Annotated in this window: 17 protein-coding genes; 12 read left to right on the forward strand and 5 right to left on the reverse strand. The window is 70.2% G+C overall.

What is annotated here, in order from left to right; genetic code table 11:
* Positions 1–15: 15 nt before the first annotated feature.
* The 5 genes from ACGFW6_RS14235 to ACGFW6_RS14255 all read left to right on the forward strand — a co-directional run bounded on the left by ACGFW6_RS14235 (position 16) and on the right by ACGFW6_RS14255 (position 8145).
* On the forward strand, positions 16–294 hold the full coding sequence (locus ACGFW6_RS14235; protein ID WP_393508812.1) for a hypothetical protein: 279 nt from the start codon (positions 16–18) through the stop codon (positions 292–294).
* Between the two features lie 167 nt (positions 295–461).
* Positions 462–1679 carry a sensor histidine kinase gene (locus tag ACGFW6_RS14240; protein ID WP_393508100.1) on the forward strand — a complete coding sequence of 406 codons (1218 nt, stop codon included), beginning with the start codon at positions 462–464 and terminating at the stop codon, positions 1677–1679.
* A gap of 82 nt (positions 1680–1761) precedes the next feature.
* Positions 1762–2445, forward strand: a complete 684-nt coding sequence (locus ACGFW6_RS14245; RefSeq protein WP_393508102.1) for a response regulator — start codon at positions 1762–1764, stop codon at positions 2443–2445.
* A 197-nt stretch (positions 2446–2642) separates the two neighbouring features.
* On the forward strand, positions 2643–5777 hold the full coding sequence (locus ACGFW6_RS14250) for an efflux RND transporter permease subunit (RefSeq protein WP_393508105.1): 3135 nt from the start codon (positions 2643–2645) through the stop codon (positions 5775–5777).
* A 127-nt stretch (positions 5778–5904) separates the two neighbouring features.
* Positions 5905–8145 carry a protein kinase gene (locus ACGFW6_RS14255; RefSeq protein WP_393508108.1) on the forward strand — a complete coding sequence of 747 codons (2241 nt, stop codon included), beginning with the start codon at positions 5905–5907 and terminating at the stop codon, positions 8143–8145.
* Positions 8146–8160: 15 nt separating this feature from the next.
* On the opposite strand, the gene nadA is transcribed toward ACGFW6_RS14255, so the two are convergent.
* Complete coding sequence (gene nadA, locus ACGFW6_RS14260) at positions 8161–9345, reverse strand: quinolinate synthase NadA (RefSeq protein WP_393508111.1); 1185 nt, start codon at positions 9343–9345, stop codon at positions 8161–8163.
* Positions 9346–9674: 329 nt separating this feature from the next.
* On the opposite strand from nadA, the gene ACGFW6_RS14265 reads away from it, so the two are divergent.
* Positions 9675–10031, forward strand: a complete 357-nt coding sequence (locus ACGFW6_RS14265; RefSeq protein ID WP_030951236.1) for an iron-sulfur cluster assembly accessory protein — start codon at positions 9675–9677, stop codon at positions 10029–10031.
* Between the two features lie 94 nt (positions 10032–10125).
* Here the strand turns inward: ACGFW6_RS14265 and ACGFW6_RS14270 are convergent, their stop codons facing one another.
* Both ACGFW6_RS14270 and ACGFW6_RS14275 read right to left on the reverse strand, forming a co-directional pair.
* Complete coding sequence (locus tag ACGFW6_RS14270) at positions 10126–12072, reverse strand: hypothetical protein (RefSeq protein WP_393508114.1); 1947 nt, start codon at positions 12070–12072, stop codon at positions 10126–10128.
* 178 nt (positions 12073–12250) lie between these two features.
* Positions 12251–12460, reverse strand: a complete 210-nt coding sequence (locus ACGFW6_RS14275; protein WP_393508117.1) for a hypothetical protein — start codon at positions 12458–12460, stop codon at positions 12251–12253.
* A gap of 131 nt (positions 12461–12591) precedes the next feature.
* Here ACGFW6_RS14275 and ACGFW6_RS14280 point away from each other — a divergent pair, with 131 nt between their 5' ends.
* Entirely contained in the window at positions 12592–13566 is a 975-nt protein-coding gene (locus ACGFW6_RS14280) for a carbohydrate kinase family protein (protein WP_393508120.1), read from the forward strand.
* An 80-nt stretch (positions 13567–13646) separates the two neighbouring features.
* Here the strand turns inward: ACGFW6_RS14280 and ACGFW6_RS14285 are convergent, their stop codons facing one another.
* The gene (locus ACGFW6_RS14285; protein WP_393508123.1) at positions 13647–15023 is read right to left on the reverse strand and encodes a cysteine desulfurase/sulfurtransferase TusA family protein; all 1377 of its coding nucleotides are present in this window, start codon (positions 15021–15023) and stop codon (positions 13647–13649) included.
* A 287-nt stretch (positions 15024–15310) separates the two neighbouring features.
* Between ACGFW6_RS14285 and coxB the strand changes: the two genes are divergently transcribed.
* The 4 genes from coxB to ACGFW6_RS14305 all read left to right on the forward strand — a co-directional run bounded on the left by coxB (position 15311) and on the right by ACGFW6_RS14305 (position 19797).
* Positions 15311–16276: a cytochrome c oxidase subunit II gene (gene coxB / locus ACGFW6_RS14290; RefSeq protein ID WP_393508126.1), complete on the forward strand. Its 966-nt coding sequence runs from the start codon at positions 15311–15313 to the stop codon at positions 16274–16276.
* A complete protein-coding gene (ctaD, locus tag ACGFW6_RS14295) occupies positions 16273–18009 on the forward strand; it encodes a cytochrome c oxidase subunit I (RefSeq protein ID WP_393508129.1) in 1737 nt (578 codons plus the stop codon). The genes coxB and ctaD overlap by 4 nt, the downstream gene beginning before the upstream one ends.
* Positions 18006–18404, forward strand: coding sequence for a cytochrome c oxidase subunit 4 (locus ACGFW6_RS14300; protein ID WP_393508132.1), 399 nt, complete (start codon positions 18006–18008; stop codon positions 18402–18404). The genes ctaD and ACGFW6_RS14300 overlap by 4 nt, the downstream gene beginning before the upstream one ends.
* 130 nt (positions 18405–18534) lie before the next feature.
* Entirely contained in the window at positions 18535–19797 is a 1263-nt protein-coding gene (locus tag ACGFW6_RS14305; RefSeq protein ID WP_393508135.1) for an Ig-like domain-containing protein, read from the forward strand.
* Between the two features lie 114 nt (positions 19798–19911).
* Here the strand turns inward: ACGFW6_RS14305 and ACGFW6_RS14310 are convergent, their stop codons facing one another.
* Entirely contained in the window at positions 19912–20313 is a 402-nt protein-coding gene (locus ACGFW6_RS14310) for a hypothetical protein (protein WP_393508138.1), read from the reverse strand.
* A gap of 145 nt (positions 20314–20458) precedes the next feature.
* Between ACGFW6_RS14310 and ACGFW6_RS14315 the strand changes: the two genes are divergently transcribed.
* Complete coding sequence (locus ACGFW6_RS14315) at positions 20459–21079, forward strand: heme-copper oxidase subunit III (RefSeq protein ID WP_393508141.1); 621 nt, start codon at positions 20459–20461, stop codon at positions 21077–21079.
* Positions 21080–21111 lie beyond the last annotated feature (32 nt).

Below are 21111 nucleotides of genomic sequence, written 5' to 3' on the forward strand. Positions count from 1 at the left end.
GGCGCGATGGGCGACATGATCGTCCGGATCATGGGCGAGGGGCAGGTGAAGCTGTCCGACAGCCATCTGCCCGAGCTCAACAAGCTCGACGACGAGCTCCTCGTGGAAATGGAGAACGGCGACGGCCCCGGCTTCCGCCGCACCCTCACCGCACTCCTGTCCAAGGTCCGTGAGCTGGGCGCGCCCCTGCCCGACGACTCCCTCGAACCCTCGGACCTGATCCTGCCGTCCCCGGACGCGACGCTGGAGGAGGTCCGGGAGCTGCTCAGCGACGACGGTCTGATCCCGGGATAGGTGACTCAGCCGTCCGGCGTTCGAGGACGAGGCCCGTTCCGGGCCGACGCGGGGGCCCGGGGGCGGCTGCCGCATGGACGCAGGCCGCGGCGTCGCGCGCGAGACGTGCGGAACCTCAGGTCCACCCCCGTTCCAAGCCCCGCGGGGACGCCGTACCGTAAATCAGCGTGAGCACCCTCGAACGCGCCAGGCGGCATCTCAAGGCGCACCCCATGGCGCTGGACGCGGCACTGGCGGTGGGTGTCCTCGCCTGCACGGTGGCCGGTTCCTTCGTGGACCCGCACCGGGAGAACGGCGTCACCTGGGCCCTGCGCACCCCGGACGCGCTCAGCATCGTGCTCATGGTCATCGGCGCCGCCGCCCTGGTCTTCCGCCGCCGCGCCCCCATGACGGTCCTCGCCGTCACCGGCACCGTCTCCCTCGTCGAATGCGTCAGCGGCGACCCGCGCGCACCGGTCGCCATGTCCGCGGTCATCGCCCTCTACACGGTCGCCTCGACCACCGACCGCACCACCACCTGGCGCGTCGGCCTGCTCACCATCACCGTGCTGACCGGTGCCGCCATGCTCGCCGGCCCGCTGCCCTGGTACGCCCAGGAGAACCTCGCGATCTTCGCCTGGACGGGCATCGGCGCCACTGCCGGCGACGCGGTCCGCAGCCGCCGCGCCGTCGTCGCCGCCATCCGTGAGCGCGCCGACCGGGCCGAGCGCACCCGCGAGGAGGAGGCCCGCCGCCGCGTCGCCGAGGAGCGGCTGCGCATCGCCCGGGACCTGCACGACGTCGTCGCCCACCACATCGCCCTGGTCAACGTGCAGGCCGGCGTCGCCGCCCACGTCATGGACCGGCGGCCCGACCAGGCCAAGGAGGCACTCGCCCACGTACGCGAGGCGAGCCGCTCCGCCCTGAACGAGCTGCGGGCCACGGTCGGCCTGCTGCGGCAGTCCGGCGACCCCGAGGCGCCCACCGAACCCGCCCCCGGCCTCGACCGCCTCGACGAACTCGCGGGCACCTTCCGCAGCGCCGGGCTCCCGGTCGAGGTAGCCCGCGCCGACCAGGGCACCACCCTGCCGGCCGCCGTGGACCTGGCCGCCTACCGGGTCATCCAGGAGGCGCTCACCAATGTGCAGAAGCACGCGGGCACGGACGCCAAGGCGGAGGTGAGCGTCGTGCGCGTGGGACCGAACGTCGAGATCACGGTCCTCGACGACGGCGCGGGCGACGACGACACCGTCGAGGGCGGCGGCCACGGCCTGCTCGGCATGCGCGAACGCGTCACCGCCCTGCGCGGCACCCTCACCACCGGCCCCCGCTACGGCGGCGGGTTCCGCGTCCATGCGATCCTGCCGGTCAAGAGCCGGACCCGCGCCGCGGAGGACGCCGTATGACGACGCCGCGGAACTCAGGAGCACCCCGCGGCAGTTGTCGTACCGGTAGACCGTCCACCCGCCGCACCGCCGAGGACTTCGCATGACCATCCGCGTCCTGCTCGCCGACGACCAGGCCCTGCTGCGCAGCGCCTTCCGGGTGCTGGTCGACTCCGAGCCCGACATGGAGGTCGTCGGTGAGGCGTCCGACGGGGCGGAGGCGGTGCGGCTGGCCAGGGAGCGGGCCGCGGACGTCGTCCTGATGGACATCCGCATGCCCGGCACCGACGGCCTCGCCGCCACCCGCATGATCAGCGCCGACCCGGCCCTCGCCCATGTCCGCGTCGTCATCCTCACCACCTTCGAGGTCGACGACTACGTCGTGCAGTCGCTGCGCGCCGGCGCCTCCGGCTTCCTCGGCAAGGGCTCCGAACCCGACGAACTCCTCGCCGCCATCCGCGTGGCGGCCGGCGGCGAGGCACTGCTCTCCCCGGCCGCCACCAAGGGCCTGATCGCCCGCTTCCTCGCCCAGGGCGACGGCACCGACGACGACCGCGACCCGGCGCGTGCCGAGCGGCTCGAGGCCCTCACCGGCCGGGAGCGCGAGGTCCTCGTCCAGGTCGCCGGCGGGCACTCCAACGACGAGATCGCCGAACGCCTGGAGGTCAGCCCGCTGACCGTGAAGACGCACGTCAACCGGGCCATGTCCAAGCTCGGCGCCCGCGACCGCGCCCAGCTCGTGGTGATCGCGTACGAGTCCGGGCTGGTACGTCCAAGGGTGGAGTGAACCCGACCGCGCATACTGCGCCCGGAGTATGCGCCGTATAAGGAAATGGACCTGGGGCCTACGAAACGGGGCTTGCCGATGGCTCAGGGTGTAGAGGCGGGCGCTCATGTGCGTCACATACGCGTGCCGCAGGCCGCGCCCGCGTGCCACAGACGCCCTAGCCGCTTCTGCCGCTCACAGAAGAGAGACCCTCACCCATGTCCTGGCTGTCCCGATTCAGCCTCGCCCAACGCGCCCTGATAGGCCTGATCTCGATCATCGCGATCGCCTTCGGAGCGATCGCGATACCTCAGCTCAAGCAGCAGCTCCTGCCCTCCATCGAACTGCCCATGGTGTCCGTGCTCGCGCCGTACCAGGGCGCGTCGCCGGACGTGGTCGAGAAGCAGGTCGTCGAGCCGATCGAGGACAGCCTCGAAGCCGTCGACGGCATCACCGGAGTCACCTCCACCGCCAGCGAGGGCAACGCCGTGATCATGGCGTCCTTCGACTACGGTCCCGACACCCAGCAGCTCGTCGCCGACGTCCAGCAGGCCGTCAACCGGGCCCGCGTCCAGCTGCCCGACGACGTCGACCCGCAGGTCATCGCCGGTTCCACGGACGACATCCCGACCGTCGTCCTCGCCGTCACCTCCGGCAAGGACCAGCAGGCCCTGGCCGACCAGCTCGACCGCACCCTCGTGCCGGACCTGAAGGACATCGACGGCGTCGGCCAGGTCACCGTCGACGGTGTGCGCGACCTCCAGGTCACCGTCACGCCCGACGACGCCAAGCTGGCCAAGGCCGGCCTGACCTCGCAGTCCGTCTCCCAGGCCCTGCAGGCGGGCGGCGCCACCGTGCCGGCCGGCTCCTTCGACGAGGACGGCAGCAACCGCACCGTCCAGGTCGGCGGCGGCTTCACCTCGATCGAGCAGATCGAGGACCTGATGGTGAAGGGCGAGCCCGGCTCCGGAAAGCCGGTCCGCCTCGGCTCCGTCGCCTCCGTGAAGCAGGAGCAGGCCCCGGCCGACTCGCTCACCCGCACCGACGGCAAGCCGTCCCTCGCGGTCGCGGTCACCATGGACCGTGACGGCAGCGCGGTCGCCATCTCGGACGCCGTCGAGGACAAGCTCCCGGAGATCCGCAAGGACCTCGGCTCGGACGCCACCCTCACCGTGGTCAGCGACCAGGGCCCGGCCGTGAAGAAGTCCATCGACGGTCTGACCACGGAGGGCGCCCTCGGTCTGCTCTTCGCGGTGCTGATCATCCTGGTCTTCCTCGCGTCGATCCGCTCGACGCTGGTCACCGCGGTGAGCATCCCGCTCTCCGTCGTGCTGGCCCTGATCGTCCTGTGGACCAGGGACCTCTCCCTGAACATGCTGACGCTCGGCGCGCTCACCATCGCGATCGGCCGCGTCGTCGACGACTCGATCGTGGTCCTGGAGAACATCAAGCGGCACCTCGGCTACGGCGAGGAGCGCGAGGACGCCATCATCAAGGCCGTCCGCGAGGTCGCCGGCGCGGTGACCTCCTCGACGCTCACCACGGTGGCCGTGTTCCTGCCGATCGGTCTGGTCGGCGGCATGGTGGGCGAGCTGTTCGGCTCGTTCAGCCTGACCGTGACGGCAGCGCTGCTGGCGTCCCTGCTGGTCTCGCTGACGGTCGTCCCCGTCCTGTCGTACTGGTTCCTGCGCGCCCCGAAGGGCACCCCCGAGGACGCCGACGAGGCCCGCCGGATCGCCGAGGAGAAGGAGGCGAAGAGCAGGCTCCAGCGCATCTACGTCCCCGTCCTGCGGTTCGCGACGCGGCGCCGGCTGACCAGTGTGCTGCTGGCGATCGTCATCCTCGTCGGCACGTTCGGCATGGCGCCGCTGCTGAAGACGAACTTCTTCGACCAGGGCGAGCAGGAAGTCCTCACCGTCAAGCAGGAGTTGAAGCCCGGCACCAGCCTGGCCGCGACCGACGAGCAGGCGAAGAAGGTCGAGCGGCTGCTCGCCGACACCAAGGGCGTCAAGGACTACCAGGTCACCATCGGCTCGTCCGGCTTCATGGCGGCCTTCGGCGGCGGCACCGACACCAACCAGGCGTCGTACCAGGTGATGCTGGAGGACTCCGCGTCCTACGACGACGTCCAGGACCGCATCGAGGCGGGCCTGAAGAAGCTCGACGGCGTCGGCACCACCACGATCGCCGCCGGTGACGGCTTCGGCGCCCAGGACCTGAGCGTCGTCGTGAAGGCGGCCGACGGGGACGTGCTGCGCAAGGCGTCCGAGCAGGTCCGCGAGGCGGTCGCCGGACTGGACGACGTCACCGACGTCACCAGCGACCTGGCGCAGAGCGTGCCGCGTGTCTCGGTGAAGGCCAACGACAAGGCGGCCGCGGCGGGCTTCGACGACCAGACCCTCGGTCTCGCCGTCGCCCAGGCGGTGCGCGGCAACACGGCGGCCCAGGCGACCCTGGACGACACCGAGCGGGACATCGTCATCAGGTCGGCGAAGCCGGCGACGACCCTGAAGCAGCTTCAGGCCCTGCGCCTGGGCCCGGTGAAGCTGGGCGACATCGCGGACGTGAAGCTGGTCGACGGCCCGGTCTCGATGACCCGGATCGACGGCCAGCGCGCGGCCACCATCAGCGCGAAGCCGACCGGCGACAACACCGGCGCGGTCAGCGCGGACCTCCAGTCGAAGATCAACCAGCTGACGCTCCCGGCGGGCGCGACGGCCTCGATCGGCGGTGTCTCCGAGGACCAGGACGAGGCGTTCGTCAACCTGGGCCTGGCGATGCTGGCGGCCATCGCGATCGTCTTCATGCTGCTGGTGGCGACGTTCCGCTCGCTGGCCCAGCCGCTGATCCTGCTGGTGTCGATCCCGTTCGCGGCGACCGGCGCGATCGGTCTCCTGCTGGCGACCGGCACCCCGATGGGCGTCCCCGCGATGATCGGCATGCTGATGCTGATCGGCATCGTGGTGACGAACGCGATCGTGCTGATCGACCTCATCAACCAGTACCGCAAGCAGGGTTACGGCGTCGTCGAAGCGGTGATCGAGGGCGGCCGGCACCGGCTGCGCCCGATCCTCATGACCGCCCTGGCGACGATCTTCGCCCTGCTGCCCATGGCCCTGGGCGTCACCGGCGAGGGCGGCTTCATCGCCCAGCCGCTGGCCGTGGTGGTGATCGGCGGTCTGATCACGTCGACCCTGCTGACCCTCCTGCTGGTGCCGACGCTCTACGCGATGCTGGAACTGCGCAAGGAGCGCCGGGCGAAGAAGCGCGCGGCGAAGCGGGCGAAGAAGGCGGGGCTCGCCGAGCAGCCGGTGCAGGACGCATCGGACGACACGGAGCCCGCGTCCGTGTGACCTGGTGACCGGGTGAACCCAGGTGGCCGGGTCCCGAACCGCACAGAGCGGTTCGGGACCCGGCCACCGTCGTTTCCCGTTACGTATCCTGAGCCTCGGACTGCATCACGGGGGAGGGGTACCGGGCGTGCCGCTGCACAAGGACGATCCGAAGTCGCTCGGGGGGTACAAGCTCGTCGGCCGGCTCGGGTCCGGGGGCATGGGCGTCGTCTACCGGGGCCGGGCCCGCTCGGGGCGCGAGGTCGCCGTCAAGGTGGTGCACGCGCAGTACGCCGAGGACGCCGTCTTCCGCGCCCGTTTCCGGCAGGAGATCGAGGCCGTCCGCAAGGTCAGCGGCGCCTTCACCGCCCCGGTGCTGGACGCCGACGCGGACGCGGTACGGCCCTGGATGGCGACCCAGTACGTGCCCGGGCCCTCCCTCGCCGCCCGGATCCGCGACGGGGGCCCGCTCAAGGGCACCGAACTGCGCCGCCTCACCCTGGGGTTGGTGGAGGCGCTGCGGGACATCCACCGCGCGGGGGTCGTGCACCGCGACCTCAAGCCCGCCAACGTCCTGATGGCCGAGGACGGCCCCCGTGTCATCGACTTCGGCATCTCCCGGGCGGCCGAGAACCACCACACCCTGACCGAGACCGGCCAGATGATCGGCACCCCGCCGTTCATGTCCCCGGAGCAGCTCACCGACGCCCGCTCGGTGGGCCCCGCCTCCGACGTCTTCTCCGTGGGCGCCCTGCTCGTCTTCACGATCACGGGCCGGGGCCCCTTCGACGCCGACAGCCCTTACCTCACCGCCTACCGGGTGGTCCACGACGCCCCCGTCCTGGACGGTGTGCCGCGGCCCCTGCACGCGATCCTGGAGCGCTGCCTCGCCAAGGATCCGGCCGACCGGCCCGAACTGTCCGCACTCGCAGGGGAGTTCGTGGCGGCGCTGCCGGAGGAGGGCGCGGACGACCGGCCCACCGTGACGCTGCGCACGGACGAGGTGGCCATGGTCCGCACCCGGCCCGCCGCCGACCCCGGCGCACAGGCGCCCGAGCGGCGTCGGATCCGTAGCCGCCCGCTGTGGGCCACGGCCGGCACGGTCGGCGCCCTCGCACTCGGTCTCACCGGATACCTGCTGCTCGGGCCCGGGTTCGGGGACGACGACGCCCGGGCGGGAGCCGGCACCACCGCGCCCTCCCGTTGGGCGGCGCTGCCGTCCGGCTGGAAGCCCTGGCAGACGACGGTGGAGGCCACCGCCGCACAGGGTGTGAAGAAGGGGACCGGTGTCGCCGGGTACGGCCCGGAGAGCACGCCGGAGTGCGTGGTGTACGACGGCGCCCTGCACTGCGCGGGCAACGGGATCCTGCCCATGCGCGTCGACGCGGTCACCGGACGGATCGACTGGCGCGCCGACACCTCGCCGTCCGCCGTGGGCGTCGGGTCGCACCTCTTCTCCGTCCTCGGTGTCGTGGACGGCACGATGCTGGTCGAGCACCAGGACCGCGCCAGGACCGGCGACGACGTCGCGTACTCGGTCGCCGCCTTCGACTCGGGCACCGGGAAGCGGCTCTGGCAGCGCACGCTGAGCGGCGACATCCGCCCGCACGTCTCCGGCGACCTCGTGATCGTCCCGGGCGCCGAGGCCGGGACGGTGAGCGCCCGTTCCGTGCGCACCGGCGCCGAGCGCTGGACCGCGTCGGTGCCCGCGGAGAAGTACTGCCGGACGATGGACACGGATGAAGGTCTCCACATCTCGTGCGTGCCGGGCATGGCGCCCTCGAAGGACATGGACCTCCTGGTGCTGGACCGGGCCGACGGCTCGGTGCGCCGCCTGACGCTCCCCAACCGCGGAACGTTCGCCGGGACGTACGACGGACGGCTGCTCTTCCTCGACCCGGCCGAGGACGAGGAGGGCAACCTGTCCGACGGCGGCGAGGGGCCGTTCTCGACGATCCGGCTGGTGGATCCGGGCACCGGGCAGGCCACCTCCACGAAATTGGCGGAGGAGTTCGAGGGCGCGCCGACAACGGCGGACGGCACCCTGTGGTTCGCGGCGTCCTCCGGCCAGGTGACCGCCGTGTCGGTCCGGACGGGCGAGCTGCGGTGGCGCACCAGCACGAGCCTGGAGAAGCCGAGCGACATCGCCTACGACCCGCGCGGCCGTGCCCTCTACCTGTCCAGCGCCAGCGGCCGGGTCGTCGCCCTGGACGCCCGCAAGGGCACGCCGCTGTGGGAGACCCTGCCGCGTTCCCGGCGGGTGACGAACCAGGGCTGGTCGCTGTCCGACGTACTGCTGCACAAAGGCGCTGTGATCGTCGCCACCGAGGACGGCGACATCTTCACCCTCGACCCCGCCCACCCCGACCGGAAACCCGTGTCGGGGTGAGCAGCGGTCCCACGGCTACGGCAGCGCCAGCATCCGCTCCAGCGCCAGCTTCGCGAACGCCTCGGTCTCCTTGTCGACCTCGATCCGGTTGACCAGGTTGCCCTCGGCCAGCGACTCCAGCGCCCAGACCAGGTGCGGCAGGTCGATGCGGTTCATGGTCGAGCAGAAGCAGACCGTCTTGTCGAGGAAGACGATCTCCTTGCCCTCGGGCGCGAAACGGTTCGCCAGCCGGCGGACCAGGTTCAGCTCCGTGCCGATGGCCCACTTGGAGCCGGCCGGGGCGGCCTCCAGCGCCTTGATGATGTACTCGGTCGAACCGACGTAGTCCGCCGCGGCCACGACCTCGTGCCGGCACTCGGGGTGGACCAGGACGTTCACGCCCGGGATGCGCTCGCGCACGTCGTTCACCGAGTCCAGGCTGAAGCGGCCGTGCACCGAGCAGTGGCCGCGCCACAGGATCATCTTCGCCGCGCGCAGCTCGTCGGCCGTCAGGCCGCCGTTCGGCTTGTGCGGGTTGTAGACGACGCAGTCCTCCAGGGACATCCCCATGTCCCGGACCGCGGTGTTGCGCCCGAGGTGCTGGTCCGGCAGGAAGAGCACCTTCTCGCCCTGCTCGAAGGCCCAGTTCAGCGCCCGTTCGGCGTTGGAGGAGGTGCAGATGGTGCCGCCGTGCTTGCCCGTGAACGCCTTGATGTCGGCGGACGAGTTCATGTACGACACCGGCACGACCTGCTCGGCTATCCCGGCCTCGGTCAGCACGTCCCAGCACTCGGCGACCTGCTCGGCCGTGGCCATGTCGGCCATCGAGCAGCCGGCCGCGAGGTCGGGCAGGACGACCTTCTGGTCGTCGGAGGTCAGGATGTCGGCGGACTCCGCCATGAAGTGCACGCCGCAGAACACGATGTACTCGGCCTCCGGCCGCGCGGCCGCGTCCCGGGCCAGCTTGAACGAGTCACCGGTCACGTCCGCGAACTGGATGACCTCGTCGCGCTGGTAGTGGTGGCCGAGCACGAAGACCTTGCTGCCGAGCTTCTCCTTGGCGGCACGGGCGCGCTCGACCAGGTCCGGGTCGGACGGGGAGGGCAGGTCGCCGGGGCACTCGACGCCGCGCTCGCTCCTCGGGTCGGCCTCACGGCCGAGCAACAGCAGGGCGAGGGGCGTCGGCTGTACGTCGAGCTCCTGGGTCTGGGCGGTGGTCACGACACGCACCCTTTCTGTTCTGCGGCTCGCCGGGACCGGAGGATCCGGGCCCGGCGGGTCAAGCGGGACACCTTCATCGACTTCTCGTCGAATTGACGCTATCTATCATAACCGGTTCACGTCAGTTTGACGATGGCCATCGTGTCGATGTGACGTGAATCCCGGTGGGCGACCCGCATATTCCCCATTGAGGCGTTTTCCGCTCCGGGCGCCGTGTGCGAGCATGAAGAAGGACCGGAAGAACAGGCATCCGGCCCCGGAATGAATCCGCCGACCCGCCGGTTGCAATGGTCGGCAAGCAGTCTCCGTACAACCCGGGAGAGATGTAGATGTCCGTATCGGACGAGACCAGCACCGCCACCGACGGCATCATTCTGAGCGACGCCGCCGCGGCCAAGGTGAAGGCCCTGCTCGACCAGGAAGGCCGTGACGACCTCGCCCTGCGTGTGGCCGTCCAGCCCGGTGGCTGCTCGGGTCTGCGCTACCAGCTCTTCTTCGACGAGCGCTCGCTCGACGGCGACGTCGTCAAGGACTTCGGCGGCGTCAAGGTCGTCACCGACCGCATGAGCGCCCCGTACCTGGGCGGCGCGTCCATCGACTTCGTCGACACCATCGAGAAGCAGGGCTTCACGATCGACAACCCGAACGCGACGGGCTCCTGCGCCTGCGGCGACTCCTTCAGCTGATCCCAGCCGAAGGTCCGGCTGATTCCGGCCGGACGACACGGAAAGGCGGCGACCCCCTCCGACGGGGCCGCCGCCTTTCCCTGTCCGAGGACCCTTACCGGGCCCCGGACGTCTCGGGTGCCTCCGGCAGCGCCCCGGGCTTCTCCAGCGGGACCGCCTGGCCGTCCGTGCCCACGACCTTCCGGTCCCCGAGCGGCTTGTCCAGCTGCACGGTCTCGTGGAACACCTTGGCGATCAGGATGCAGACCTCGTCCGGCTGCGAGGTCTCCGTCACCCGGACGGTCACCTCGTCGCCGTTCTCGCTCGCCGTCACCTTGTAGTCGGCGCACACGCCGCCGGTGAAGGCGACGGTCAGCTTCGAGTCGTCCGCCGTGTAGGCGTCCGCGCCGACGTTCCGGGTGACCGGCGACGCCGTCGAGTCGTCCTTCGGCCCGGTCGGCCGCGGGCTCGGCTGCCCGGACGGCTCCTGCGAGGGCGTGGACGAGGCCAGGTACTCCGGGTCGATCGCCGGGTAGGTCACCGTGAAGCTGTCCTGCGCGCCCTGCGCCCGCACCTCGAACAGCCACGACGGCACCAGTGCCTGCCGGGCGTTCACGTAGTGCGAGGCCAGCCCGAACACGGCCTTCTCCACCGTGATGGTGTTCTGCTCCGGGGGCGCCCCGGTCGCACCGGACGCCGACATCGACGCCTCCGCACCGCAGGGCGCCTCCATGCGGTCCTTCAGCGGTACGGGGCTGGCGCAGCCCCCGATGCCCATGCGGTGATCGGCCTTCGGCGCCGCGTTCATCAGCCCGAGCGTCCTCTCGGCGCTCAGCACGGGGTACGTGTCCCCCTTCACCGGCGCCTTCAGCTGGCCGCTGCCGCCGACCACTTCGCCCTGGGCGTTCACGGTCACCCCGGTCGTCCAGCCGTACGTGGGCAGCCCGCCGACCACCGGATCGGCGTTCACCACCCGCTGGTCGCCCATGACCTGGCCCGCGTCGAGCTTCGCGTCATCCTGACCGACCGCCTTGAGAACCGGCGCGGCGGCCTTCTTCGCGGCGTCCTCGCTCACCGGATCGCCGGTCCCTGCACCGGGGGTCTTCGCGCAGACGGTGGTGCTCCGGCAGTTGTCGGTGCCGGGCGCGTACCGGTAGAAGGTCCAGGTCCCCGGCGCCTGCTTGTTCACCTGCAGGCTGGGCCCCGCCCCGTCCGACGCGCCGACCCTCCAGGTCTGGCCCTGCGCCACGGGCGTCCCGGCCACCCCGAGAGCCTCGGCCAGCCGGGCGACCTCGCCCGCGCCGACCTCGCCCCCGGCCCGGTACACCGCCGCCGACCCGGGGCCGTCCGGCAACTCGCCGCCGGCCTTGTAGGTGGCGCCGTACGGGTCGGGCTCACCGGGCGCGATGCCGCCGGTGCCGTTCCTGCCGCCCTCGGTGTAGCCGTCGAGGTGCAGCGGCGGGGGAGTGTCATCGCCGGACGCGCCGGAGGCCGTACCGCCGTCCGACCCGCCGGAGGTGTTCGCGGCGAGCCAGGCCCCGCCGCCCCCGACGAGCAGTACCGCCGCGGCGACGGAGGCGATGATCGCGGGGGACCGGCGCCGGGCACCGCCGTGCACGTCGTCCGGGTCATGTGCGGGGGTGGCGTCGTGGGCCTCGGCGGCGGGCGTGCCGGGCGTACCGGGTCCGGCGGGACCGTCCGAAGCGACAGAGACGGAGTCCGTGTCAGCCTCCGGCCGGCTCCGGGCGGCATCCGCGGAGGCACTCCCGGCGGCCTGCGAGGCGCTCTCCTCGTCGGCGGCGGGCTCTGGCTCCTCAGCGGAGGCGCCCGTGTCGCGCGACGCGTCCTCGTCCTTGGCGGCTGCCTCGTCGGCCCGGTCGGTCGCCTCGGCCTGCTCGGTCCCGTCCGTCCCGTCGGCCCCGTCGTCAGCAGCTCCGCCGCCTGCCGTCCCGCTCCCGGCGGCGAGCCCGTCGGCACCGGCAGCGGTGCGCTCCGCCCGTGCCTCCTCCGCGTCCGTACCGGAGACGCCCGCGTCGTCGTTGTCGGGTCGCTCGGTGTTCACCGCATCGCTCCTTCGGCTGCGCACATGTCCCATGACCCTGACCAGACCCTGTCAAAAGGTGGTCTGCCGGGTCGTATCCCGCATCCCCTTTACGGGGGACGCCGATGGGACGCAGCGGGGGAGCGCACGGTTCCCTGAAAAGCGCCGATCGGGCCGCCGGAGTTCGAACGGCTCCCCGTCAGTCCCCGTAGTCGGACATGGCGTCCAGCAGGCGAGCCGACTTCGACGGCACGGTGACGCCGTGGATGCGTGAGGGCGAGACCGGACGGGAAAGGGCACGGTCGGGAGCGGCCCAGTGCGGAACCATCCGCGCGCAGTCACCCAGCAGTGACGCCAGGCCGACCTCCAGGTCGGCCGGGGCGGGGGCGCGGACCTCGAATTTCGTCATAGCCGCACCGTATGCGTGCTCGAGCCCGCGAAGAAAGATCTACTATCGGGTAGTTTTGGCTGCTTCTGTGAACCGGTCACGAACGGTAGCGTGGAATGTCAACCCAACCTCCCCGCAGGAGACTCCACGCCGTGCGCATCGCAGTCACCGGCTCCATCGCCACCGACCACCTCATGACCTTCCCCGGCCGGTTCGCCGACCAGTTCGTCGCGGACCAGCTGCACACGGTCTCGCTGTCCTTCCTGGTCGACAACCTGGACGTACGCCGGGGCGGCGTAGGCGCGAACATCGCCTTCGGCATGGGTCAGCTGGGCACGCAGCCGATCCTCGTCGGCGCCGCGGGCTCCGACTTCGACGAGTACCGGGCCTGGCTGGACCGGCACGGAGTCGACACCGGTTCGGTCCGTATCTCCGAGACCCTGCACACCGCCCGCTTCGTCTGCACCACCGACGCGGACCACAACCAGATCGGCTCCTTCTACACGGGCGCGATGAGCGAGGCCCGGCTGATCGAGCTGAAGACCGTCGCGGACCGCGTCGGCGGCCTCGACCTGGTCCTCATCGGCGCCGACGACCCCGAGGGCATGCTCCGCCACACCGAGGAGTGCCGCTCCCGCTCGATCCCCTTCGCCGCCGACTTCTCCCAGCAGATCGCCCGGATGAACGGCGACGAGATCCGGATACTGCTGGACGGGGCGACCTACCTCTTCTCCAACGAGTACGAGAAGGGGCTCATCGAGTCCAAGACCGGCTGGTCGGACGAGGAGATCCTGGCCAGGGTCGGCCACCGGGTCACCACCCTCGGCTCGCGGGGCGTCCGCATCGAGCGCAAGGGCGAGGACCCGATCGAGGTCGGCTGCCCCGAGGAGGAGCGCAAGGCCGACCCCACGGGCGTCGGCGACGCCTTCCGCGCCGGATTCCTGTCCGGACTGGCGTGGGGCGTCTCCCTGGAGCGCGCCGCGCAGGTCGGCTGCATGCTCGCCACGCTCGTCATCGAGACGGTGGGCACGCAGGAGTACCAGCTGCGCCGGGCGCACTTCATGGACCGGTTCACCAAGGCGTACGGGCACGACGCCGGGGAAGAGGTCCGGGCTCACCTGAGCTGAAATCCGCCGCGCCGGGTTCGTCGTCGGCTCCGGGCGCGTGGGGGCTGCTCGCGCAGTTCCCCGCGCCCCTGACGGGGCGTTCAGCTCACCCGGCGCACGATGTACGCGGTCCCCCGCTCGGCCGGCTCCTCGCCCACGTACTCCTGTCCGCGCATCGCGCACCACGCCGGAATGTCCAGGCGGGCCGCCTCGTCGTCGGCGAGGACGCGGACCAGGCCGCCGACCGGGACGTCGCCGATGACCTTGGCGAGCTCGATGACGGGCAGCGGGCACAGCTTGCCGAGGGAGTCGACGACCAGGACGTCGTCCCGTACGACCGTCTCGGTGGCCGGGGCCCCCAGCTTCTCCCGCACCCCGGCGACCGCCGCCGGCAGCACCTGGAGGAACCGCTCGACGTCCTCCTCCGGCGCCCCGAACGGCAGCGACACGCGCACGTTCCCCTCGCTCAGCACCCCCATCGCCCTCAGCACATGGCTGGGCGTCAGCGTGCTGCTGGTGCAGGACGAGCCCGACGAGACCGAGAACCCGGCCCGGTCCAGCTCGTGCAGCAAGGTCTCCCCGTCGACATAGAGACAGGAGAAGGTGACGATCCCGGGCAGCCGCCGCGCCGGATCGCCGACCACCTCCACGTCCGGCACCAGCCGTGGCACCCGGGCCCGGATCCGCTCCGTCAGCTCCCGCAGCCGTACCGCCTCTTGGGCCGCCTCCGCCCGCACGGCCCGCAGCGAGGCCGCCGCGGCGACGATCGCCGGAATGTTCTCGAACCCGGCCGCCCGCCCCGACTCCCGCTCGTCCGCGGGCCCTTGCGCGGCGAACCGCACCCCCTTGCGCACGACGAGCAGCCCGACACCCGACGGCCCACCCCACTTGTGGGCGCTCCCGGTCAGCACTGACCAGTCACCTTCGACGCGCCCCCACCCGAGTGACTGGGCCGCGTCCACCAGCAACGGCACCCCGGCCTCCCGGCACACGGCCGCCACCTCGGCCACCGGCTGCTCGGTGCCCACCTCGTGGTTGGCCGACTGAAGACACGCCAGCGCGGTGTCCGCACGCAGGGCCTCGCGGTACGCCCCCACGGCCACCGCCCCGCCCCGGTCCACCGCCACCTGAGTGACCGAACCCCCGCCGGCCTCGTGCGCGTCAGCCGCATGGAGCACAGAGGAGTGTTCGACGGCGGACACGATCAGGTGGCTTCCGATCCGGCGACGGCCCGCCAACACGCCCGCGATGCCCGAATGCACGGCCCGGGTCCCCGACGAGGTGAACACCAACTCGTCGGCCCGGCACCCCACAGCCTCCGCTGCCGTCTCCCGAGCGGCGTCCAGGAGCATGCGCGCCCGTCGCCCCTCCCTGTAGAGACGGGCCGGATCGGCCCACCCCTCATCGAGGGAGGCCAGAAGCGCCTGCCGGGCAACGGGATGAAGAGGAGCACTGGAAGCAGCGTCGAAGTAGGCCACACAGCAACGCTAGACGCCCGGTCGCCCGCGCACCCAAAAGGGGCGCGGGGCGGTGACATTTACGGCTCCGCCGCGGGGCGCGACAAGCCACGACGGGCCTTCAGCCGCCAATCAAGCGAACCCCCCACTCCAGTAGGCCCCCCTCCCCGCGAACCCCCGGAACGCGTCGGCTAGGGTTTGGTCCGCATAAACATCCAAACCCCTGCCCGACGCAGGGCGGCGACCGACCAGCGAGAAGGCCAGGCCGCAGCCGATCCGCGCGGGCGAGACTCTCGGGAAGGCGCTACGTGAGTCCCAACGGCTCCGACCGCTCGCCGCGGCGCCCGATGCGGCGGAAGCTGCTGCAAGGCATGACCGCGGGCCTGGTCCTGGCGACAGCCACCGGTTGCTCGTACAACTGGGAAGACTTCCCCCGCCTTGGTATGCCCACCCCGACCACGGAAGAGGCTCCGCGGATCCTCTCCCTGTGGCAGGGTTCCTGGGCGGCTGCGCTCGCCGTCGGCGTGCTGGTGTGGGGTCTGATCCTGTGGAGCGCCATGTTCCACAGGCGCAGCCGCACCAAGGTCGAGGTACCTCCGCAGACCCGGTACAACATGCCCATCGAGGCGCTGTACACGGTGGTCCCGCTCATCATCGTCTCGGTCCTGTTCTACTTCACGGCCCGCGACGAGACGAAGCTCCTCAGCCTCAAGGACAAGCCCGACGTCACCGTCAACGTCGTCGGCTTCCAGTGGAGCTGGTGCTTCAACATGATCGCCGACGTGGAGGGCTCCACCGGCGACGCCAAGACCTCCAAGGAACTGTCCGCCATCCCGGACCGGTTCAAGGAGGACTTCCCGGCGAACGCCGGCGGTGTGTACGACTGCGGCACGCCCGGCACGCGGAACCCGCAGACGGGCAACCCGGGCCCCACTCTGTGGCTGCCCGAGGGCAAGACGGTCCGCTTCGTCCTCACCTCGCGTGACGTCATCCACTCCTTCTGGGTGGTGCCGTTCCTCATGAAGCAGGACGTCATCCCGGGCCACACCAACGCCTTCGAGGTGACCCCCAACAAGGAGGGCACCTTCCTGGGCAAGTGCGCCGAGCTGTGCGGCGTCGACCACTCCCGGATGCTGTTCAACGTGAAGGTCGTCTCCCCCGAGCGCTACGAGCAGCACCTCAAGGACCTCGCCAAGAAGGGGCAGACCGGTTACGTTCCCGCCGGCATCGCGCAGACGAGCCACGAGAAGAACCGGGAGACGAACAACCTGTGAGCATCCTCAACGAACCCCAGGGTGCCGCGGCAGCTGAGGACTCGTACGAGAACGAGCTGCCGGTCCGGCGCAGGCAACCCGGCAACGTCGTGGTCAAGTGGCTCACCACCACCGACCACAAGACGATCGGAACGCTGTACCTCGTCACGTCGTTCGCGTTCTTCGTGATCGGTGGCGTGATGGCGCTGTTCATGCGCGCCGAACTCGCCCGGCCCGGGCTGCAGATCATGTCGAACGAGCAGTTCAACCAGGCGTTCACGATGCACGGCACGATCATGCTGCTGATGTTCGCGACGCCGCTGTTCGCCGGCTTCACGAACTGGATCATGCCGCTGCAGATCGGCGCGCCGGACGTGGCCTTCCCCCGGCTGAACATGTTCGCCTACTGGCTGTACCTGTTCGGCTCGCTCATCGCGGTCGGTGGCTTCCTCACCCCGCAGGGCGCGGCCGACTTCGGCTGGTTCGCCTACAGCCCGCTCTCCGACGCGGTCCGCAGCCCGGGTGTCGGCGCCGACCTGTGGATCATGGGCCTGGCCTTCTCCGGCTTCGGCACCATCCTCGGCTCGGTCAACTTCATCACCACGATCATCTGCATGCGCGCGCCCGGCATGACGATGTTCCGCATGCCGATCTTCGTGTGGAACGTGCTGCTGACCGCGGTGCTGGTCCTGCTCGCCTTCCCCGTCCTCGCGGCGGCGCTCTTCGCGCTGGAGGCGGACCGCAAGTTCGGCGCCCACGTCTTCGATGCCGCGAACGGAGGAGCGTTGCTATGGCAACACCTCTTCTGGTTCTTCGGCCATCCAGAGGTGTACATCATCGCGTTGCCGTTCTTCGGCATCATCAGTGAGGTCATCCCGGTCTTCTCCCGCAAGCCGATGTTCGGCTACATGGGTCTGATCGCGGCGACCATCGCCATCGCGGGCCTGTCCGTGACGGTGTGGGCCCACCACATGTACGTCACCGGCGGTGTACTCCTGCCGTTCTTCTCCTTCATGACGTTCCTCATCGCCGTCCCCACAGGCGTGAAGTTCTTCAACTGGATCGGAACGATGTGGAAGGGCTCGTTGTCCTTCGAGACACCGATGCTCTGGGCGGTCGGCTTCCTCATCACCTTCACCTTCGGTGGTCTGACGGGTGTCATCCTGGCCTCGCCGCCGATGGACTTCCACGTGTCCGACTCGTACTTCGTGGTGGCGCACTTCCACTACGTCGTCTTCGGCACCGTCGTGTTCGCGATGTTCTCCGGCTTCCACTTCTGGTGGCCCAAGTTCACCGGCAAGATGCTCGACGAGCGCCTGGGCAAGATGACCTTCTGGACGCTGTTCGTCGGCTTCCACGGCACCTTCCTGGTCCAGCACTGGCTGGGCGCCGAGGGCATGCCGCGTCGTTACGCCGACTACCTGGCGGCCGACGGCTTCACCGCCCTCAACACGATCTCGACGATCAGCTCGTTCGTGCTCGGCGCGTCCCTGCTGCCGTTCTTCTACAACGTGTGGAAGACCGCCAAGTACGGCAAGAAGGTCGAAGTGGACGACCCGTGGGGCTACGGCCGCTCGCTGGAGTGGGCGACGTCCTGCCCGCCGCCGCGGCACAACTTCCTCACCCTGCCGCGGATCCGTTCCGAATCCCCGGCGTTCGACCTGCATCACCCTGAGATCGCGGCCCTCGACGAGCTCGAGAACGCGCCTCACGGTGACAAGGCTCTGGCTGGTGGCAAGGAGGCCGGCAAGTGAAGATCCAGGGCAGGATGTTCATGTGGCTGAGCGTCTTCGTCCTCGCCATGGCGGTTGTCTATGGCGTCTGGTCGAAGGAGCCGGCCGGTACCACGGCCCTCTTCCTGGCCTTCGGGCTGTGCATCATGATCGGCTTCTACCTGGGCTTCACCGCCCGGCGGGTCGACGCGGGTGCGCAGGACAACAAGGAAGCGGATGTCGCGGACGACGCCGGCGAGGTCGGGTTCTTCAGCCCGCACAGCTGGCAGCCGCTCTCCCTCGGGATCGGCGGCGCGCTCGCCTTCCTCGCGATCGCGGTCGGCTGGTGGCTGCTGTACTTCTCGGCGCCGCTGATCCTGGTCGGCATCTGGGGCTGGGTCTTCGAGTACTACCGCGGTGAGAACCGCACCCAGTAACACGAGCTGAGCTCCAAGGAGCCCGGACACTCCGCCAGGAGGGTCCGGGCTCCTTCTTTTGCCGCAATCCACGTCACCCGAACGAGTCGCCCGGCGCGCCGCCATTGACGCTGCTTCCTAGCGTGAGGCCATGAGTAAAACACCGAGCAAGAGCACCGTCATAGGCTGCGCGCTCCTGCTGATAGCGCTCGGCGCGAGCGCCGCCGCGTGCAGCAGCGACGGCAATCCGCTGTCCGCGGAGCCGTACGACGCGGCCGACCAGATCGCCTTCAACGGCCCCTCGGGCGACGGCGAGAAGGCCGACCCCGACAAGCCCCTGGAGATCACCGCGGAGGACTCCGACGGCCGGATCACCGACGTCACGGCCAAGGACGCCGCAGGGCGCTACGTGACGGGCGAACTCTCCGCCGACGGCACCCGGTGGCACAGCACCTCCCCGCTGGCCGCCAACGCCCGCTACACGGTCCGCGTGAGCACCGAGGACGAGGACGGCGCCCCCGGCCGCAAGGTCCTCACCTTCGACACCAGCAAGCCGACCAGCAAGAAGCACCTGACGGTGACGTTCGGGCCCAAGGCGGGCAAGTACGGCGTCGGCCAGCCCATCACGGCCGAACTGAGCCGGCCCGTCAAGGACAAGAACCAGCGCGCGACGGTCGAGCGGGCCCTGCGGGTCGACTCCGTCCCCGCGGTGGACGGCAACTGGCACTGGGTGGACGACAAGAAGCTCCACTACCGGCCCAAGGAGTACTGGCCCGCCGGCGCCACCGTCCAGGCCCGCAGCGACCTGGAGGGCGTCAGGATCAGCGACCGCCTCTGGGGCGGCAAGGTCAAGCCCCTGAAGGTCACCATCGGCGACCAGGTCATAGCCGTCACGGACGCCTCCACGCACCAGTTGACGCTCTACCGCAACGGCGAGGAGGTGCGGTCCATACCCGTCACGACGGGCAAGCCCGGCTTCGAGACCCGCAACGGCGTCAAGGTGATCCTGGGCAAGGAGTACTTCGTACGGATGCGCGGCACCAGCATCGGCATAGCCGAGGGTTCCTCGGAGTCGTACGACCTACCCGTCTACTACGCCACCCGGGTGACCTGGAGCGGCGAATACGTCCACGCCGCCCCCTGGTCGGTCGGCTCCCAGGGCTACGCCAACGTCAGCCACGGCTGCACCGGCATGAGCACCGCCAACGCCGAGTGGTTCTTCGACAACGTCCGCGAGGGCGACATCGTCAAGGTCGTCAACTCGTACGGCAACACGATGGAACCGTTCGGCAACGGCTTCGGTGACTGGAACCTGGACTGGAAGAAATGGCGCAACGGCAGCGCCCTGGTGGCCGGCACCCCCGACGGCCCGAGCCCCGCGGAACGCGCACGGCTGAGGCCGCAGAGCGTCTAGACCGAGGGCACGGCGACCAACCTCAGGGGCGCGGGGAACTGCGCGACCGGCCACACCGGACCCGCAGCCACCCACGGAGCCGCGCCCCCGAACTCTCAGGCGCCCGGCAGTCCCCTAGGCGCTCTGCAGCCTCTTCGTGCGCAGCAGGGCCGCCAACGCCTCCGCGAACTCCACCGGCTCCACAGGCAGCGTCACAGCCGCCTCGGCCCGGCTCCACGTGGCCAGCCACGCGTCCTGCGGCCGCCCGATGAGCAGCAGCACGGGCGGGCAGTTGAACACCTCGTCCTTGATCTGCCGGCAGACCCCCATGCCGCCCATCGGCACGGCCTCGCCGTCCAGGACGCAGACGTCGATCCCGCCCCGGTCCAGCTCCTTGACGACTGCTGCGGGGGTCGCGCACTCCACGAACTCCACCACGGGGACGTCGGGAGCGGGCCGTCGCCCGGTCGCCAGCCGCACCTGCTCGCGGGTGTTGGAGTCGTCGCTGTAGACCAGCACCGTGGCGGTCGGCTGCATGCTTCCTCCGAGACGTCAGTGTCGTACGGAAAGACCCGATGCGGCGGATGCTACTCCCTTGAACACCACGTCAACACCGGTTCGAACGGCCAAGACACTCCGAACGGCACCCCCCGGAGTGAGGGCGGGATAAGCGACCGACATAATGTCGGTCGTGGCGACAGCAACGACAGTAGAAACCGGGCACGCGCACCCGTCGGTCAACCGGCCGAACCTCACCAGCGTCGGAACCATCATCTGGCTGAGTTCCGAGCTGATGTTCTTCGCGGCCCTCTTCGCGATGTACTTCACCCTGCGATCGGTGACGGGGCCCGAGTACTGGGAGTCACAGGCCGAGGCCTTGAACTTCCCGTTCTCGGCGACGAACACCACGATCCTGGTGCTCTCCTCCCTCACCTGCCAGCTCGGCGTCTTCGCCGCCGAGCGCGGTGACGTGAAGAAGCTCCGGGGCTGGTTCATCGTCACCTTCATCATGGGTGCGATCTTCATCGGCGGTCAGGTGTACGAGTACACCGAGCTGGTCCGGCACGAGGGCATCTCGCTCTCGTCCGGCCCGTACGGTTCGGTCTTCTACCTGACCACCGGCTTCCACGGACTGCATGTGACGGGCGGTCTCATCGCCTTCCTGCTGGTCCTCGGCCGTACCTATGCGGCCCGGAGGTTCACGCACGAGCAGGCGACCGCCGCGATCGTGGTGTCCTACTACTGGCACTTCGTCGATGTCGTCTGGATCGGCCTCTTCGCCACGATCTACATGATCAAGTAGCCGGGCCCGATCCCGCGCGCGTTCCACAACGC

The sequence above is a fragment of the Streptomyces sp. Y7 genome (genome assembly GCF_043195415.1).
Classification (GTDB): domain Bacteria; phylum Actinomycetota; class Actinomycetes; order Streptomycetales; family Streptomycetaceae; genus Streptomyces.

Coding starts and splice junctions, on each gene's coding strand:
- ACGFW6_RS14235 (WP_393508812.1), top strand. CDS start 16: ATGATCGTCCGGATCATGGGCGAGGGGCAGGTGAAGCTGTCCGACAGC.
- ACGFW6_RS14245 (WP_393508102.1), top strand. CDS start 1,762: ATGACCATCCGCGTCCTGCTCGCCGACGACCAGGCCCTGCTGCGCAGC.
- ACGFW6_RS14250 (WP_393508105.1), top strand. CDS start 2,643: ATGTCCTGGCTGTCCCGATTCAGCCTCGCCCAACGCGCCCTGATAGGC.
- ACGFW6_RS14265 (WP_030951236.1), top strand. CDS start 9,675: ATGTCCGTATCGGACGAGACCAGCACCGCCACCGACGGCATCATTCTG.
- ACGFW6_RS14275 (WP_393508117.1), bottom strand. CDS start 12,460: ATGACGAAATTCGAGGTCCGCGCCCCCGCCCCGGCCGACCTGGAGGTC.
- ACGFW6_RS14305 (WP_393508135.1), top strand. CDS start 18,535: ATGAGTAAAACACCGAGCAAGAGCACCGTCATAGGCTGCGCGCTCCTG.
- ACGFW6_RS14310 (WP_393508138.1), bottom strand. CDS start 20,313: ATGCAGCCGACCGCCACGGTGCTGGTCTACAGCGACGACTCCAACACC.
- ACGFW6_RS14315 (WP_393508141.1), top strand. CDS start 20,459: ATGTCGGTCGTGGCGACAGCAACGACAGTAGAAACCGGGCACGCGCAC.